Source organism: Paracoccus methylarcula (assembly GCF_003007735.2).
In the GTDB taxonomy this organism is placed as follows: domain Bacteria; phylum Pseudomonadota; class Alphaproteobacteria; order Rhodobacterales; family Rhodobacteraceae; genus Paracoccus; species Paracoccus methylarcula.
This window is the reverse complement of sequence record NZ_PXNQ02000003.1, coordinates 100,172-114,199: the sequence shown is the minus strand read 5'-3', so window position 1 is coordinate 114,199 and position 14,028 is coordinate 100,172. Positions and strand designations below refer to the sequence as shown.

Below are 14,028 nucleotides of genomic sequence, written 5' to 3'. Positions count from 1 at the left end.
TGGCTTGTTTCAATGGCAGCCTGTTACCGTTTCCTGACTAAATATCTAGGAGAAGTAAATATCGGCAGAGGCTCGTGGTCAAGACGCGATATCAGCCTTGCCCTATCCGCGCGGCGGCGAATTGTTCCAGCCGCTGGAAACCCTCATAGATCAGCACGGCGATGATGCCGACGACCATCCCGCCCTGCAGGACAAACGCGGTATTGGATGATAGCAGTCCCGCGATGATCACCTCTCCCAGGGTCTTCGCCGCCACGGTCGAGCCGATCGTCGCGGTTCCAAGCGAGATCACCGCCGTCAGCCGCACGCCGGTCAGGATCACCGGCAGGGCCAGCGGCAATTCGACCTGCCACAGCCTCTGGCGCGGGGTCAGGCCCATGCCGCGCGCGGCCTCTTGCACCTGCGGGGATTGGCCGGTCAGCCCGGCCAGCGCGTTCTCGAACACCGGCAGCAGGCCATAGAGGAACAGCGCCACCAGCGTCGGCCCCGCCCCGAAACCCATCACCGGCACGGCCAGCGCCAGCACCGCGACCGGAGGGAATGTCTGCCCGACCGAGGTCACGGTGCGCGCCAGCGGCAGGAACTCTCGCCCCGCGGGCCGGGTCACGAGGATCGCCAGCGTCACCGCGATCAGGGTCGAGGCGATCACCGCCAGCAGGACCAGCCCCAGATGCGACAGGGTCAGCGACATGAGGCCGGTCTGCGTGTAGATCGCCGGAGCATTGTTGCGGGTGAATGGCTCGAAAAGCGGCGCGAAACTTTCCGGGCTGGCAAGGAAGGCCAGCAGGAACAGCAGTGCCACCGCCATCAGCACCCGTCCGGTCATTCCGCCGCCCTCGCAGTGGGCGCGGCCTGTGCGCGCAAGCTGTCCAGCGTGACGATGCCGCCGCCCTCGACCGGCAACCGGTCGCGCCCGCTCCACAGGCATTCGGCCAATGCGTCGCGCAGGCTGGCCTCGCGCGGGATCTCGGCGCCCTCGGCCTGTCCCTCGGCGATGATCTCGGCCACCGGGGTCAGCGACAGCAGCCGAAAGGGCCGGTCGCCGGTGCCGATCAGGTCGCTGACGAAAGAGGTGGCAGGCGTGGTGAGGATCTCGGATGGCGGGCCGTATTGCAGCAATTCGCCCTTGTCCATCACCGCAATCCGGTCGCCCAGTGTCACGGCCTCTTCCATGTCATGGGTCACGATGATCAGCGTCGTGCCCAGTTGCCGCTGGATGTCGCGCAAATCCTGCTGCGCCTTGGCCCGGATCACCGGGTCGAGCGCGCCGAAAGGCTCGTCCATCAACAGCAGGTCGGGGCGCGCGGCCAAGGCACGCGCCACGCCGACGCGCTGTTGCTGACCACCCGACAGCTCGTGTGGCATCCGGTCGCGGAAATCGGCGGGCTCCATCTGGAACAGTTCCAGCAACTCGTCCACGCGGGCGCGGTGCTGATCCTGCGTCCAGCCCAGCAGGCGCGGCACGGTCGAGATGTTCTGCGCCACGGTCCGATGCGGGAACAGCCCATGCCCCTGGATGGCATAGCCGATCTGGCGGCGCAGCAGATGCGGCTCGATCTCGGCGGTGTCCTTGCCGTCGATCAGCACCCGTCCCGCGCTTGGCTCGACCAGCCGGTTGATCATCCGCAGAAGCGTGGTCTTGCCCGATCCCGAGGTGCCGACCAGCGCCGCGATCTGCCCGGTCTCGACCGTCAGGCTGACATCCTTGACCACGGCTGTGGTGCCATAGATGCGGGTCAGGTTCTGAATCTCGATCATGCTTGCCCTCCTTTCGGGCGCCCGCCGGTCGCTTCGACCAGCAGATCCAGCGCGATGCCGGCAACCAAAGCCAGCGCGATAGTCGGCAGCGCGCCCAACAGAACCAGATCCATGGCGGTCTGGTTCAATCCCTGGAACACGAAAGTGCCGAATCCGCCGCCGCCGATCAGTCCGGCGATGACCGCCAGGCCGATATTCTGCACCAGCACGATACGGATCGCAGCCAGCAGGACCGGCAGCGCCAGCGGGATCAGCACCTGCACCAGTATCTGCGGGCGGGTCATGCCCAGCCCCGCCGCCGCCTCCCGCGTGGCCGGGTTGACGCCGGTCAGCCCGGTCAGCGTGTTCGAGACCACCGGCAGCAGGGAATAGAGGAACAATGCCACCATCGCCGGAAACAGGCCGATCCCCGCGACGCCTGCCTGCGCCGCCCCGGGGATATTGGCGGCGATCCAGCCGAAGATCGGGATCATGATGCCGAACAGCGCCAGCGAGGGGATGGTCTGCAGGATGTTCAGGATGCCCAGAACCGGGCGGCGCATCGCCGGGGATTCGTAGATCGCCACGCCAAGCGGTAGCCCGATCAGCAGCGCAAGGCCAAGCGAGCCGAAGGCGAGGGCCAGATGCCCCACCGCCTCCCGGGCGAACAGATCGCTGCGGGCCGCATATTCCCGCATGACCGATACCCCGTCCAGCGCACCCGACCCAAGGATCACCGCGATCAGGACCATCGCCCCGGTCAGCATCGCGAGACGGATCGGCAGCCCAAGCGTGATGCGGCTTTGCGCATCGGCGAGCATCAGGGTGAAGGCGAGCAGCAGCAGCCATAAACCGGAGGCCGGGGAAACCCGCGCCAGCGTATTGTCCGGCGGTGTCAGCTGGGTTGCCGCCGCGCCCAAGGCCAGCGTCACCGCGATCACCGCCAGCAGGGCCACCGTCAGACGCAGCTTGGCGGGCCAGCGCTCAAGGCAACCCGCGATCAGCACCGCACCAAGAACCAGCCCGATAATCCAGCCGAGGGGCAGGGACAGGGCCTCGAACAGCCGCAGCCCCTCGCCCGGAACGATCCGGTTGGGCTTGAACTGCACGAAGGGCAGCACCAGCCCGGCCAATCCGATCAGGGCGAACAGCAACCCGGTGCGGCTGATGCGGAAAGCCATCCCGGCGGCGGTCAGTCGAGGAAGCCCGCACTCGTCAGGTAATCCTTGGCCACCGTTGCGGCAGGCTCACCGCCGATCTGGATGCGGCCGTTCAGTTCCTGCAATATATCCAGTTCCAGCGTGGCGAAGATCGGGTTCAGCACCTCGGCGATATTCGGATGCGCCTCCAGCACCTCGGCCCGGACGATGGGGGCGGGCTGGTAGACCGGCTGCACGCCCTTGTCATCCTCCATCACCACCAGCCCGGCGGGCGCGATGCCGCCATCGGTGCCATAGACCATCGCCGCGTTGACGCCCGAGGTCTGCTGCGCCGCCGCCGCGATGGTCGCCGCCGTGTCGCCGCCCGAAAGCTGCACCAGCTGATCGGATTTCATCGCGAAACCATAGGTTTCCTGGAATGCGGGCAGGGCTGCGGCAGAGGTGACGAATTCGGTCGAGGCGGCCAGCTTGACCTCGCCTCCCCCCGCGACCCATGCGCCGAAATCCGACATGGTGGCGAGGCTGTTTCCCTCGGCCACGTCCTGGCGCAGGGCGATGGCCCATGTGTTGTTTGCGGGGGCCGGATCCAGCCAGACGATGTCGTTTTGTTCCTTGTCAAGCTCGGCCACGCGGGCGCGGCCTTCCTCGGCGTTCTTCCAGACCGGGCTGTCGGCCTCGTTGAAGAAGAAGGCGCCATTGGCGGTATATTCCGGATAGATGTCGATCTGCCCCGAGGTGATCGCGTCGCGCATGATCGGCGTGCCGCCCAGTTGCAGCTTGTCCTGCACGGGCAGGCCGGCATCCTCCAGCGCCATCAGGATCATGTTGCCCAGTAGCCCGCCCTCGGTATCGATCTTCGAGGAAACCACGATGTCCTGCGCCGAAGCCGAACCCGCCGCCAGCCCGATGGCCGCAGCGGCAAGGAAATATGTCAGAGGTTTCATGCTGATTGCTCCTGTCGGGGGGATTTTGCCGAGCCTCGGTCGGCGCAGATGTCTAACCGCCTTGCGTCATTCGAAGCCGTGGACCGGCCTGTCGGTTCCTACAGGCCAAGCTCACCCCGTCGAACTGCCGGTGTCAAGGCCGGACGGGCCTGTTAACTGCGATCTTTCCCGGACAGGTCGGGCGCCCCCGCGATTTCCGGGTCATCCGGGCGCGGGCTCCTTCCATGAAACCATTGCCGTCCTGCGGTCAGTTCGATTGCCGCGCGATATCCTCGATCAGCACGCCGGATACCTTCGGCCCGACGCTGGCCTGGGCCGCCTCCAGCAATTGCTTTCGCAAGCCCCGTATACGGCCCTCGGTGGTGAAATTGCCATCGAAACCACCCGTATTCGCCACGATCAGCAATCGCCGCAGCAGGATGTCGCGCAGCCGGTGTTCCTGCCCGGAGATCTCTTCGAGCTCGGCAGCGGTCGTTTCCAGCGACAATGTCAGGATCATTATCCCGCCCGAATCCCCCTCGCGGACAAGGGGCACGAAGAACTGGCTGGAAAAGCTGAACCAGGCCGGACCGCCCTTGCCGGACTTGCCGTGGCCGTCATGTTCGCCGTGGCCACCGTCATGCGATGCCACGTCATGGCTCGCCCCATCATGCGATGCCGCGCCGTGATCGGTCTCGCCATGCGCCTCTGCCGCCGGCATCTCGTCATGGCCGGTTCCATGCGCCGGTTGCGGGGGCGTGTCATGCGAGGCAGGTTTCAGCATCGCACCGGCGAAGGCTCCGGCGACAAAGGCAACGAGCGGCACGATCAACACGAGGATTTTCTTCAGCATTCGAGGGCCTCAATATGGCAGTAGGATATCGGCGAGTTGCTGGCCGTAGCGCGGTTGCTGCACATCGGTGATCTGTCCACGCCCGCCATAGGAAATGCGGGCGCCGGCGATACGGTCATAGGCGATCTCGTTGTTGCGGCCGATATCGGCGGGGCGCACGAAGCCGCTCACGGTCAGTTCCCGCAACTCGTGGTTCACCCGCACCTCCTGCGTCCCCTCGATCTGCAGGGTGCCGTTGGGAAGCGTGGAAACCACGGTGGCGGCCACGCGCAGCGTCAGCTTGTCACGCCGCGAGATATTGCCCGAGCCCTTGTAGTTCGAGGACGCATCCGCCTCGACCAGATCGTCGAAACCGGCGCCCTCGGGCAGCTTGCGCGCAAGCCGTTGCGGGATGCCGCCGAATTGCGGGATCGACAGATCTTCCGAGGCGCTGCGGGAACGGCCCGAGCTGTTGCTGATCTCGGCGCGGTCGTCGATCTCGATTACCACGGTCAGGATGTCGCCGCGCACCGAGGCCCGGCGATCATGGATCAGCGAGGATTGCCTGCCCGCCCATAGCGAGGCAGAGGCTTCGGGTCGGCCGGAATCGACCGGGATATCGAGGGGCGGATTGACCATCGCCTCGAATTCCGCCGTGTCCCGCAGATCGGTGAGTTGCGGCGGCCGGCCAAAATCCTCGATCCGGTTGCAGGCGGCGAGGGCCAGCGCGATGCAGAGCAGGGTCTTCGATCTCATCTTTGTCCTCGCAGTTGGAGCGGCATTTCCGGGCCGGTTCCCTATCTTGCCGCGTGCAATGTGCCATCGGGGGCGATGCGGGCGGTGACGGTGGTTCGCGAATCCAGGTTCATGACGCGGACCAACTCGCCCGCACCGCCCTGATCCAGCGCACGGGCATCGGTGGCGATATTCACGGTGCCGCGCCGGAACAGGAGCCGCACGATCTGGTTGCGCTCGACCAGCCTTGGCGCGCGCAGCAGGCTGGCTTGGATCGGGCGCCCCTCGTAGATGGTGATGCGGGTCTCCTGCCCGACGAAGCGCGACGGATCCTCGATCCCCCCCGCGCCCTCCTTGCCCGCGCGCAGATCGGCGGCGGTGATCACGGTTCCGGCGGGCAGGGTGCGGGTGGCGATCACACCCCCGGCCAGCGCCGGCAGCGGAAGGATGAGCGCCAGGACCAATGGCAGCGCGCGCATCAGCGGACCTGCACCGTTGCGCCCAGCATCTGGTCGGCGGCGGTGATCACCTTGGCGTTCAGCTCGTATCCCCGCTGCGCCTTGATCAGCTCGGTGATCTCGCGCACCGCATCGACCGAGCTTTCCTCCAGGTAGCCATGCAGCAGCGTGCCCAGCCCCTCCAGCCCGGGAGTGGCGACGCGGGGCGGTCCCGAAGCGCCGGTTTCCAGGAACAGGTTCGAGCCGATCGCCTCCAGCCCCTTCTGGTTGGTAAAGCCCGCCAGCGTGAGCTGGCCCAGCAGTTCCGGTTCGGACTGGTCGCTGAAAAAGGCGTAGACCTCGCCCTCGGGATTGATCGAGATCGAGCGGGCATCCTCGGGAATGGTGATCTCCGGTGCGACGGGATGGCCGTCGGACGTCACGATCAGCCCGGTGGGAGAGCGCTTGAGACCGCCATCGCGGGTATAGGCGGAAAGCCCCGAGGGCAGCGTGACCTCCAGATAACCCTCGCCCTCGATCGCGACATCCAGGTCGCCGCCGGTCTCGGCCAGGCTTCCCTGGGCCAGGTTCACGGTGACGGCGGTTGGCCGGACGCCGAGCCCCAGCTGCACCCCCGCCGGCACGAGCGTGCCATCGGCGGCGGTCACGCTGCCGGGGCGGACGGCCTGCTGGTAATGCAGATCCGCGAATTCGGCGCGGCGGGTGTTGTAGCCGGTGGTGGACATGTTGGCGAGGTTGTTGGAAATGACCTCGACGCGGGTTTGCTGGGCGCTCATACCGGTGGCGGCGATCTGCAGGGCTCTCATCTGTTGTCCTCTCAGCGGGTCATGGCGGTGATCGCGCCGCGAATGCGCTGATCCTCGCGGTCAAGGAAGGATTGGCCCAGCTCATAGGCGCGCTGGACCTCGATCATGCGGGTGATCTCGAAGACCGGATCGACATTGGACTCTTCGAGAAAACCCTGCCGGACATGCGGATTCTCGACAGGTTCCGGGTCGCTGTCGGTGGCAAAGCTGGTGCCACCCTTGTGGAACATCCCGGCGGGGTCGGGCGCGGCAAAGACCCCGATCCGGCCAAAGGGCAGCCCGTTTGCCGAAAGCGTCCCATCGGGGCCGATGGCGATCCCGGAAGCCCCGGCGGGAATGCTGATCGGGGCCTGTCCCTCATCCAGAAGCCGATGGCCCTCGGCATTCATCAGCTCTCCCTCGGCCGAGGGCATGAAGGCGCCTGCACGGGTCAGCCGGTTGCCTTCCGGGGTCTCGACCATGAAGAACCCCTCGCCCTCGATGGCAAGGTCGAAATTGCCGTTGGTCTGGGTCAGCACGCCCTGCCTCAGATCGACCATGCGCCCGCGGGCATGGGCCATCGACAAGGTGTCGCCATGGCCATCGACCGAGGCGAGATGCTCGGCGAAGATCACCCCTTCGCGGCGAAAGCCGGTGGTGTTGGCATTCGCCATGTTGTTCGCGACGACCCGCATTTCCTTCATCAGCCGGATTGGCGGGTCAATGTGGCGTAGATCGCGTTTTCCATGGGGTCAGTCTCCGGCGATGAGGGGAATGATCTGGCCGACATAGAAATCGGACAGGGCGGTGGTCATGAAGCTCATGCTGACCCAGAACACCGCCAGCATGAGGCCGACCTTGGGCACGAATGTCAGCGTCATCTCCTGGATGGATGTCAGCGCCTGGAACAGGCCGATGATCATGCCCGCGACCAGCGCCACCACCAGCATCGGCGCGGATATCCGCACCGCGATCAGCAATGCCTGCCGCATCATGTCGAAAAGCAGCGTTTCGCTCATCCCTGGGCCTCAGACCGGCATGCGCAGGATTTCCTGGTAGGCTTCGACGACCTTGTTGCGGATCGCCACGACCGTTTCCATCGCCAGCTGCGATTCCGCGATGGTCTGGACCAGGTGATGCGTGTCGGTCTTGCCCGTCATTGCACCGGCCGCGGCGGCATCGACCTGTTGCATCTGCTGGGCGAATTCCTCGGCGGCCATGCCGATGCGCGAAACGGCATCGGTTGCAGGGGCCCGGCCGGGGGCGATGGCCGGGCGGGCGGCGGAATAGGCATTGGCGGCATTGAGAGGCGAGATCATGGAAAATCCTTTCATCGGCGCAGGAGTTCAAGCAGCGAGCTGCTCATCTGCCGGGTTTGTTCGAAAAGGCGGAGATTGGCTTCATAGCTGCGCCCCGCTTCGCGCGAATCGGCGATTTCGATCACCAGGTCGACATTCGATCCAAGGTAATAGCCCTCGTCATCGGCCATCGGATGCGCCGGGTCGTGGATGCGCGGCAGCTCGGTCTGGTCCAGGTGAACCGGCGACGCCTCGACCTCGCCGGTCGGGCGGCCGAAACGGATCGCCTCGTCGAAGGTGACAAGCTTGCGGCGATAGCGGGGGTGTCGGCATTGGCGATATTCTCGGCGGTATGGCGCAGCCTCTCGGCCTGAGCCCGCATCCCGGACGCCGAAAGGCGCAAGGGCGAAACCTGTTCGTTCATCGTGAAATCCGTTAGTTGCGGCGGTCGATGCTGGTCCGCATCAGCGTCAGTGCCGAGCGGTAGATGCCAAGCGACAGGTCATGCTCCCGCTTCGTCTCGGCCAGCTTGAGCATTTCCTCTTCCAGCGAAACCGAGTTGCCATTGGGAGAATTGCGGGTCCCGGACATGACCTCTCGCGGACTGGCGGCGGACCAGAACGGAGTCGCGACATGGCCGCTGCGGCTGGTGCGTAGCGGAGGCGGGTCGGTGCGGCGATAGCTGTCCGCAAAGGATTGCAGATCGCGCGTCTTGAAGCCGGGGGTGTCCGCATTGGCGATATTGCGGGCCACCACGGTATTGCGACGGACAGCGTGATCGGTCATCGCGCGGGCCATGTTCATCAACTCGATGCGCTCAAACATGGAGGTTCTCCTCTGTGTCGATAAACCGGGTCTTAACCCACAGAGGTTTAGAAACCGTTTCGAGGCGCAACACGGAACGGCGGATGGGCAACAAAATGGACAAAATTGAATCGATCGCCCGCAGGATGAAAGAGCTGTCGCCTGTCACCTATCTGGGACAGGTGCGGTCGATTCGCGCCGGCCTGATCAGCGTGTCCGGCCTGAACGACCATGCCTCTGTCGGTGACCGGGTGCGGATCCCGCTTCCATCGGGCAGCATCTGCGGCGAGATCGTCGGCCTTGGTCACGCCTGCGCCGAAATCCTGCCCGAGGGAGAGCCCGAGGGATTGTCGATCGGAACACCGGTCGAATTGCTCTTTGCCCCGACCATCTCGCCCTGCGACCGCTGGATCGGGCGGATCATCGATCCGTTCGGGCAGCCGCTGGATGGCCGCGCCTTGCCGCAAGGGGGGCAACCACGCCCTTTCCGCCGCGAGGCCCAACCCGCGATTCGGCGCAAGCGCCTTGGGGCAAGACTGCGACGGGGCTTGCGGTGTTCGACACGCTTCTGCCGCTGGTGCGCGGCCAGCGGATCGGGCTGTTCGCGGGTTCCGGCGTCGGCAAATCGGTTCTGCTGTCGCGGCTTGCCCGCGGGGTGCAGGCCGATGTCGTGGTGATCGCGATGATCGGCGAGCGCGGGCGCGAGTTGCGCGAATTCGTGGAAAGCACGCTTGGTCCCGAGGGGATGGCGCGCGCGGTGGTCGTGACGGCGACGTCGGACCGCTCGCCCCTGATCCGGCGGCGTTGCGCATGGGCCGCCATGGCCGTGGCCGAGCATTTCCGCGACCAGGGCAAGCATGTCCTGCTGCTCGCCGATTCGATCACCCGCTTTGCCGAGGCGCATCGTGAAATCGCCTTCGCGGCGGGGGAGCCTCCCAGCTATCGCGGCTTTCCGCCATCGGTGTCGAACCTGATCATGGCGCTGGCAGAGCGGGCCGGGCCGGGCATCGAAGGAAGCGGCGATATCACCGCCATCTTCACTGTGCTGGTCGCCGGATCGGATATGGAGGAGCCGGTCGCCGACATCCTGCGCGGAACCCTGGACGGACATGTGATCCTTGACCGGACCATTGCCGAGCGCGGGCGGTTTCCTGCCGTGGACGTGGTTCGTTCGGTGTCGCGTTCACTGCCCGGGGCCGCCAGCGAGCCGGAAAACGCCATGATTGCCAAGGCCCGCACGGCGCTTGGGGCATATGCGGAATCGGAGCTGATGATCCGGGCCGGTCTTTATGCGCCGGGATCGGATGCGCGGCTTGACGAGGCGGTGCGGCTGTTTCCCCATCTCGACGCCTTCATCACCAGGCCGAGCGCCTCAGTTCCCGACAGCTTCGCGGCACTGGGCGAGGCGCTGCGATAGCCATCTCAGTTCGTGGGCTGCCTGACCAGATCAGGCGTTACTGGCACAGGCGCCAGCCATTCTTGCGGCTCTTCACGTCCAGATGCAGATGATCGTCATGGGCCTCGTTCGATCCCGGCCCCAGAACCGTCGTGAAGTAAAGGCAGGCCGTCGCCCTCGCGCTGCGCTGGAAGGCCTCGAACCGGTCGCCGCTATCCTCGCGCGGCTGAACCGGCAGCGGTTCGGCGCCGTCGAAAAGGAAGGCGGCGATATCGACCGCATTGCCAAGCGCATGTTCAGAGAGTTTCGGGCGCTTTTTCCCCGTTCCGGCCCGTGCGCGGCAGCTATAGGTCGATCCCAACCGCAAGCCGGTCAGGCGGGGCGAATCCGGCAGGGTCGCCGCCGCGGGGCGCAGGAAATCGCGAGCCCAGAAACCAAGGGCGCGGGCCGTGTCGCAACGCATCTCTGCCCCGCCTTCCAGTTCCAGCCCGGGCAGGATCTCGGTCACGCGCAACGGTCTCGCGATACCGCAATCCGGATCATCCGCATCGGTAACCGGCTGAATTTCCTCGTAAACGCTGCCCAGCAGCGACAGCGCCAGGCGGCAGGCGGCATATTCCCGGTCGTTTTCCCGCAAATCCTTCCATGCGGGAGGCCCGGCCTCTTCAACCGGCTGCGCCGGGGCGCGGGGCTCGGCGGGCTCCGGCGCCTCGTCCGGTTTGCCGGGCGGCGTCGGTGCGTCGCTTTCCGGCCGGGTGGGAGGGCGCGTATCGCTGCTGATCGGGGCGTCATGCCGGATAGGCGCGGGGGGCGCTTCCTGTGCGGGCACTCCCGATACCGGGCCGAGCGCAAGGCAGGCAAGGATCGGCCAGAAACGCCTCACTGCGGCTGAACCGGGGCAGGCGGGACGACATCGGATTCAGGGATCGCGTTGGAGAGCGCTTTGCTCAGCAGGTCGTCAATGGGGTTCTGGTTCGTCGCCGGTGCAAGGCTGTCCGCCGCTTCCTCGCTGGTGTTCTCGTAGACCGGCCCCGTGCCTGTAACCGGAGCCGAAGCACCTGCCGGCTGAGGCTGTCCAACCGGCGGCAAAGGCGCTGCGGCCTGTCCGGTCTCAGCGGATATCCCGGAGCTGGTTGCCCTGCACCGTTGCCGTGTCTGTCGTCGCTGTTTCCGTCGTCATCGCCGCGCCCGTGGTCGCCGCTGACCGGCCAAGCCATGCCGGACGCGGCAAGGGCGCGCGCGCCGACACGGTTGGCCTGGCCGCCGTGGCTGGTCTTGTCACTGCGGTGCTGGCCGCCGTCGTTGCCGTCGCGACCGCCGCCGCGGGGATCACCCCCTCGGCGGGCGCGGGCGTCCCTCCGGTGACATCGGCGATGGTGACGCCGGGTTCCAGGAACTCGACCCTGGTCTTGCCGGGAACCACCATTCCCGCCAGTTCGCGGGCGTCCCAGTTGGTCAGCCGCACGCAGCCATTCGACTGGTTGCGGAACAGGCGGGACGGGGTCGGGGTGCCGTGGATGCCATAGGTGGGTTTCGTCAGGTCGATCCAGACATTGCCAACCGGCCCGTTCGGCCCCGGAGGAACGATCAGCGGCTTGTCATTGTCGCCCTGCTTGAAATTCTTCGCGGGGTTATAGGTGTAATTCGGATTGAGCGCGACCGTGACCACGATGTGATCCCCTGAAGGCGAGGGCGTCGCGTCCGATCCGACGGTGGCCGGGTAATCGACGATCATCTCGCCATCGGCATCATAGGCCGCCACGCGGCGATTCGCCTTGTCGACGATGATCCGGGTGACCTTGGTCTTGATCGGCTTGGCAGGAGAGACGACCTTGATCGTCGCGCCGGGCACCAGGGCGGTGCCGGGATTGAGAAAGGCGATGAATTTCTCGTCCATGTGGAACCGTTCGCCCAGCTTCTCTGCCACACTGGTATAGGCCATCGCGGACATCTGGGCCTTTTCGGCATAATCGCTCGGGATGGATTCGACCAATCCCTGCGCATCCTCTTCGGTGATCGTGTAATCCATTGTCTGCGGGCGGGCCGCGTAAGGCAGAAGCAATTGCCAGACCTGCGGGTCCATCCGGCCATCGATGGGCAGACCGGCGCGGCGCTCGAACGCCCTGAGGGCGCTTTCGCTCATTCCTCCCTTGTATCCGTCGATCACCCCCGGAGAGGTCCCGGATCGATCCAGAAGGACTTGCACCTTGGCGGTCAGCGGAGATTGCCCGGCGGGCAGGTCGCCACCCTGATAGCTCGCGGCTTCGATATCGGCGGCCGTGAACCCGGATTTGCCGCCCTGTCCAAGCGCCGGAGCCGCGGCGAACATGGCCAGGATCAGTGCCAAAGAGGTCCGATAGGGGCGAAAGGGCATAAATCTCTCCATCAATATTCCGTGCAGTTTCCACTTTCCGGCGGGTGAAGACCAGATGGGCAGGGATTCAAATTTCGGTCAGTCGCGCGTTGCCGCCCCGGGGAACCGCTGCTATGCCGGGCAGCATTGTCGAGGAGGGACAAACTGAAATGAGCCCAGCCATGCTTGGCTTCACCGGGATCATCGCGCTGTTGGCGTTGCTGGCGCTGCGAATTCCGGTCGCCCTGGCGACGGGCGGAATCGCGATCGCCGGTTTCGCGCTGTCAGCGGTGCTGTCGGATGCCGGCATGACCCAGACCTTTGCTACGATCCCGCCCATGCTGTCGGATGTGTTGCAAGCTGATGTCGTGGCGATGGTGATGCTGTTCGTGACCCTGGGAAATATCGCCTTCTATGCAGGGATCTCGACACGGATCTACGATGCCGCGCAGGTCTGGTTGCGGGCCGTGCCGGGGGGCTTGGCAATGGCCTCGGTGCTGGGCTGCGGCGGTTTCGCGGCGATATCCGGCTCGTCGGTGGGCTGCGCCTCGACCATGGGCCGGATATGCGTGCCCGAGATGCTGCGGCACGGATATGACCCCAGGCTCGCGACATCCTCGGTTGCGGTCGGCGGCACCCTGGGATCGCTGATCCCGCCCTCGGTGCTGTTCATCCTCTACGGTTTGCTGAGCGGTCAGCCGATCGCCAGGCTGTTCATCGCCGGACTCCTGCCGGGGCTGCTGTCGCTGGCGGGGATGCTCGCCGTGATCCTCTGGTGGATCCGCGAAGAGCCCGGCATCGCCCCGGATCCCGGCCCCGCCGGGGCGAGCCGGGCCGAGGCGACGCTGGCGCTCTGGCCGCCGCTGGTCCTGCTGGCGATCATCATCGGCGGATTGTATTCCGGGCTGCTGTCGCCCTTGACCGCCGCGGCGGTCTGCGTGGGCATCGCATTGGCGATCGGCGTGCTGCATCACCGCCTGTCGGCAGCGATGCTGTGGATCGTCTTTCGCGACAGTGCCGTGCAGGGCGCCTCGCTGCTGCTGATCGTGGTGACCGCGACGCTGTTCCTGGGCCTTGTGCAGCAGAGCGGCGCCGGGATGGTGCTTGCGGAATGGGCACGTTTCGGTGGTTTGCCGGCGCTGACGGTCGTTGCCCTGGCGGCGGCTGCCTGCCTGGTGCTGGGCATGTTCATCGAGCCCCTGGGGATCCTTGTCCTGGCCATGCCGGTGATGGTACCGCTGATGCAGGTCTACGGGATGGATCCGATCTGGTTCGGCGTCATCCTTGTCAAATTGCTGGAAATCGCCCTGATCACCCCGCCGGTCGGGTTGAATGTCTTCGTCATCGGCAGCGTGACCCGGGATATCGCCGTTGACCGGATCTTCGCCGGGGTGGCGCGCTTTCTCCTGGTCGATATGCTGGTGCTGGTGGTGCTGATCCTGTTTCCCGTCCTTTCGACCCTGCTGCCCGCCTCGATGACGCTCTAGATCCGCTTTGGCGGTTTCCAGCGCATGAATGGCGGTGGCGCCGTATTTCATCTTTTGCAG

General features: G+C 65.7%; 14 protein-coding genes and 3 pseudogenes. 2 read left to right on the top strand and 15 right to left on the bottom strand.

Features of this window, described 5'->3' with window-relative positions; translation table 11 throughout:
• Positions 1–91: 91 nt before the first annotated feature.
• The 13 genes and pseudogenes from A7A09_RS06050 to A7A09_RS05990 form a co-directional block, all read right to left on the bottom strand.
• Entirely contained in the window at positions 92–826 is a 735-nt protein-coding gene (locus A7A09_RS06050) for an ABC transporter permease (protein WP_106690545.1), read from the bottom strand.
• Complete coding sequence (locus A7A09_RS06045) at positions 823–1,758, bottom strand: ABC transporter ATP-binding protein (RefSeq protein ID WP_106690544.1); 936 nt, start codon at positions 1,756–1,758, stop codon at positions 823–825. Before A7A09_RS06045 ends, A7A09_RS06050 begins: the two co-directional genes overlap by 4 nt.
• Positions 1,755–2,918: an ABC transporter permease gene (locus A7A09_RS06040; RefSeq protein WP_106690543.1), complete on the bottom strand. Its 1,164-nt coding sequence runs from the start codon at positions 2,916–2,918 to the stop codon at positions 1,755–1,757. Before A7A09_RS06040 ends, A7A09_RS06045 begins: the two co-directional genes overlap by 4 nt.
• Positions 2,919–2,929: 11 nt before the next feature.
• A complete protein-coding gene (gene osmF / locus A7A09_RS06035; protein ID WP_106690542.1) occupies positions 2,930–3,841 on the bottom strand; it encodes a glycine betaine ABC transporter substrate-binding protein OsmF in 912 nt (303 codons plus the stop codon).
• A gap of 247 nt (positions 3,842–4,088) precedes the next feature.
• The gene (locus A7A09_RS06030) at positions 4,089–4,673 is read right to left on the bottom strand and encodes a hypothetical protein (RefSeq protein ID WP_245999168.1); all 585 of its coding nucleotides are present in this window, start codon (positions 4,671–4,673) and stop codon (positions 4,089–4,091) included.
• Positions 4,674–4,682: 9 nt separating this feature from the next.
• Positions 4,683–5,408 carry a flagellar basal body L-ring protein FlgH gene (flgH, locus tag A7A09_RS06025; protein WP_106690541.1) on the bottom strand — a complete coding sequence of 242 codons (726 nt, stop codon included), beginning with the start codon at positions 5,406–5,408 and terminating at the stop codon, positions 4,683–4,685.
• 41 nt (positions 5,409–5,449) lie between these two features.
• A complete protein-coding gene (gene flgA, locus A7A09_RS06020; RefSeq protein ID WP_106690540.1) occupies positions 5,450–5,866 on the bottom strand; it encodes a flagellar basal body P-ring formation chaperone FlgA in 417 nt (138 codons plus the stop codon).
• Positions 5,866–6,651 carry a flagellar basal-body rod protein FlgG gene (flgG, locus tag A7A09_RS06015; RefSeq protein WP_106690539.1) on the bottom strand — a complete coding sequence of 262 codons (786 nt, stop codon included), beginning with the start codon at positions 6,649–6,651 and terminating at the stop codon, positions 5,866–5,868. Before flgG ends, flgA begins: the two co-directional genes overlap by 1 nt.
• An 11-nt stretch (positions 6,652–6,662) precedes the next feature.
• A pseudogene (locus A7A09_RS06010) lies at positions 6,663–7,378 on the bottom strand (flagellar hook-basal body complex protein).
• Positions 7,379–7,382: 4 nt separating this feature from the next.
• Positions 7,383–7,649 (bottom strand): flagellar biosynthetic protein FliQ, encoded by a 267-nt coding sequence (locus A7A09_RS06005; RefSeq protein WP_106690538.1) that lies wholly within the window; start codon positions 7,647–7,649, stop codon positions 7,383–7,385.
• Positions 7,650–7,658: 9 nt separating this feature from the next.
• The gene (gene fliE, locus A7A09_RS06000) at positions 7,659–7,949 is read right to left on the bottom strand and encodes a flagellar hook-basal body complex protein FliE (protein ID WP_106690766.1); all 291 of its coding nucleotides are present in this window, start codon (positions 7,947–7,949) and stop codon (positions 7,659–7,661) included.
• Between the two features lie 11 nt (positions 7,950–7,960).
• Positions 7,961–8,352, bottom strand: a pseudogene (gene flgC / locus A7A09_RS05995) (flagellar basal body rod protein FlgC).
• Between the two features lie 11 nt (positions 8,353–8,363).
• On the bottom strand, positions 8,364–8,753 hold the full coding sequence (locus A7A09_RS05990) for a FlgB family protein (RefSeq protein WP_106690537.1): 390 nt from the start codon (positions 8,751–8,753) through the stop codon (positions 8,364–8,366).
• Positions 8,754–8,848: 95 nt separating this feature from the next.
• Between A7A09_RS05990 and A7A09_RS05985 the strand changes: the two are divergent.
• Positions 8,849–10,149 (top strand): annotated as a pseudogene (locus A7A09_RS05985) (FliI/YscN family ATPase).
• A gap of 37 nt (positions 10,150–10,186) precedes the next feature.
• Here A7A09_RS05985 and A7A09_RS05980 read toward each other — a convergent pair.
• Together A7A09_RS05980 and A7A09_RS05970 are read right to left on the bottom strand one after the other, a co-directional pair.
• Complete coding sequence (locus tag A7A09_RS05980) at positions 10,187–11,011, bottom strand: extensin-like domain-containing protein (protein WP_106690536.1); 825 nt, start codon at positions 11,009–11,011, stop codon at positions 10,187–10,189.
• 228 nt (positions 11,012–11,239) lie between these two features.
• A complete protein-coding gene (locus tag A7A09_RS05970; RefSeq protein WP_106690534.1) occupies positions 11,240–12,514 on the bottom strand; it encodes a L,D-transpeptidase family protein in 1,275 nt (424 codons plus the stop codon).
• Positions 12,515–12,651: 137 nt separating this feature from the next.
• On the opposite strand from A7A09_RS05970, the gene A7A09_RS05965 reads away from it, so the two are divergent.
• Entirely contained in the window at positions 12,652–13,968 is a 1,317-nt protein-coding gene (locus A7A09_RS05965) for a TRAP transporter large permease (RefSeq protein WP_106690533.1), read from the top strand.
• Positions 13,969–14,028: the final 60 nt, after the last annotated feature.

Bases quoted from the DNA above. Each gene is read 5' to 3' on its own strand.
- A7A09_RS06050 (WP_106690545.1), bottom strand. From the start codon at position 826: ATGACCGGACGGGTGCTGATGGCGGTGGCACTGCTGTTCCTGCTGGCC.
- A7A09_RS06045 (WP_106690544.1), bottom strand. From the start codon at position 1,758: ATGATCGAGATTCAGAACCTGACCCGCATCTATGGCACCACAGCCGTG.
- A7A09_RS06040 (WP_106690543.1), bottom strand. From the start codon at position 2,918: ATGGCTTTCCGCATCAGCCGCACCGGGTTGCTGTTCGCCCTGATCGGA.
- osmF (WP_106690542.1), bottom strand. From the start codon at position 3,841: ATGAAACCTCTGACATATTTCCTTGCCGCTGCGGCCATCGGGCTGGCG.
- A7A09_RS06030 (WP_245999168.1), bottom strand. From the start codon at position 4,673: ATGCTGAAGAAAATCCTCGTGTTGATCGTGCCGCTCGTTGCCTTTGTC.
- flgH (WP_106690541.1), bottom strand. From the start codon at position 5,408: ATGAGATCGAAGACCCTGCTCTGCATCGCGCTGGCCCTCGCCGCCTGC.
- flgA (WP_106690540.1), bottom strand. From the start codon at position 5,866: ATGCGCGCGCTGCCATTGGTCCTGGCGCTCATCCTTCCGCTGCCGGCG.
- flgG (WP_106690539.1), bottom strand. From the start codon at position 6,651: ATGAGAGCCCTGCAGATCGCCGCCACCGGTATGAGCGCCCAGCAAACC.
- A7A09_RS06005 (WP_106690538.1), bottom strand. From the start codon at position 7,649: ATGAGCGAAACGCTGCTTTTCGACATGATGCGGCAGGCATTGCTGATC.
- fliE (WP_106690766.1), bottom strand. From the start codon at position 7,949: ATGATCTCGCCTCTCAATGCCGCCAATGCCTATTCCGCCGCCCGCCCG.
- A7A09_RS05990 (WP_106690537.1), bottom strand. From the start codon at position 8,753: ATGTTTGAGCGCATCGAGTTGATGAACATGGCCCGCGCGATGACCGAT.
- A7A09_RS05970 (WP_106690534.1), bottom strand. From the start codon at position 12,514: ATGGAGAGATTTATGCCCTTTCGCCCCTATCGGACCTCTTTGGCACTG.
- A7A09_RS05965 (WP_106690533.1), top strand. From the start codon at position 12,652: ATGAGCCCAGCCATGCTTGGCTTCACCGGGATCATCGCGCTGTTGGCG.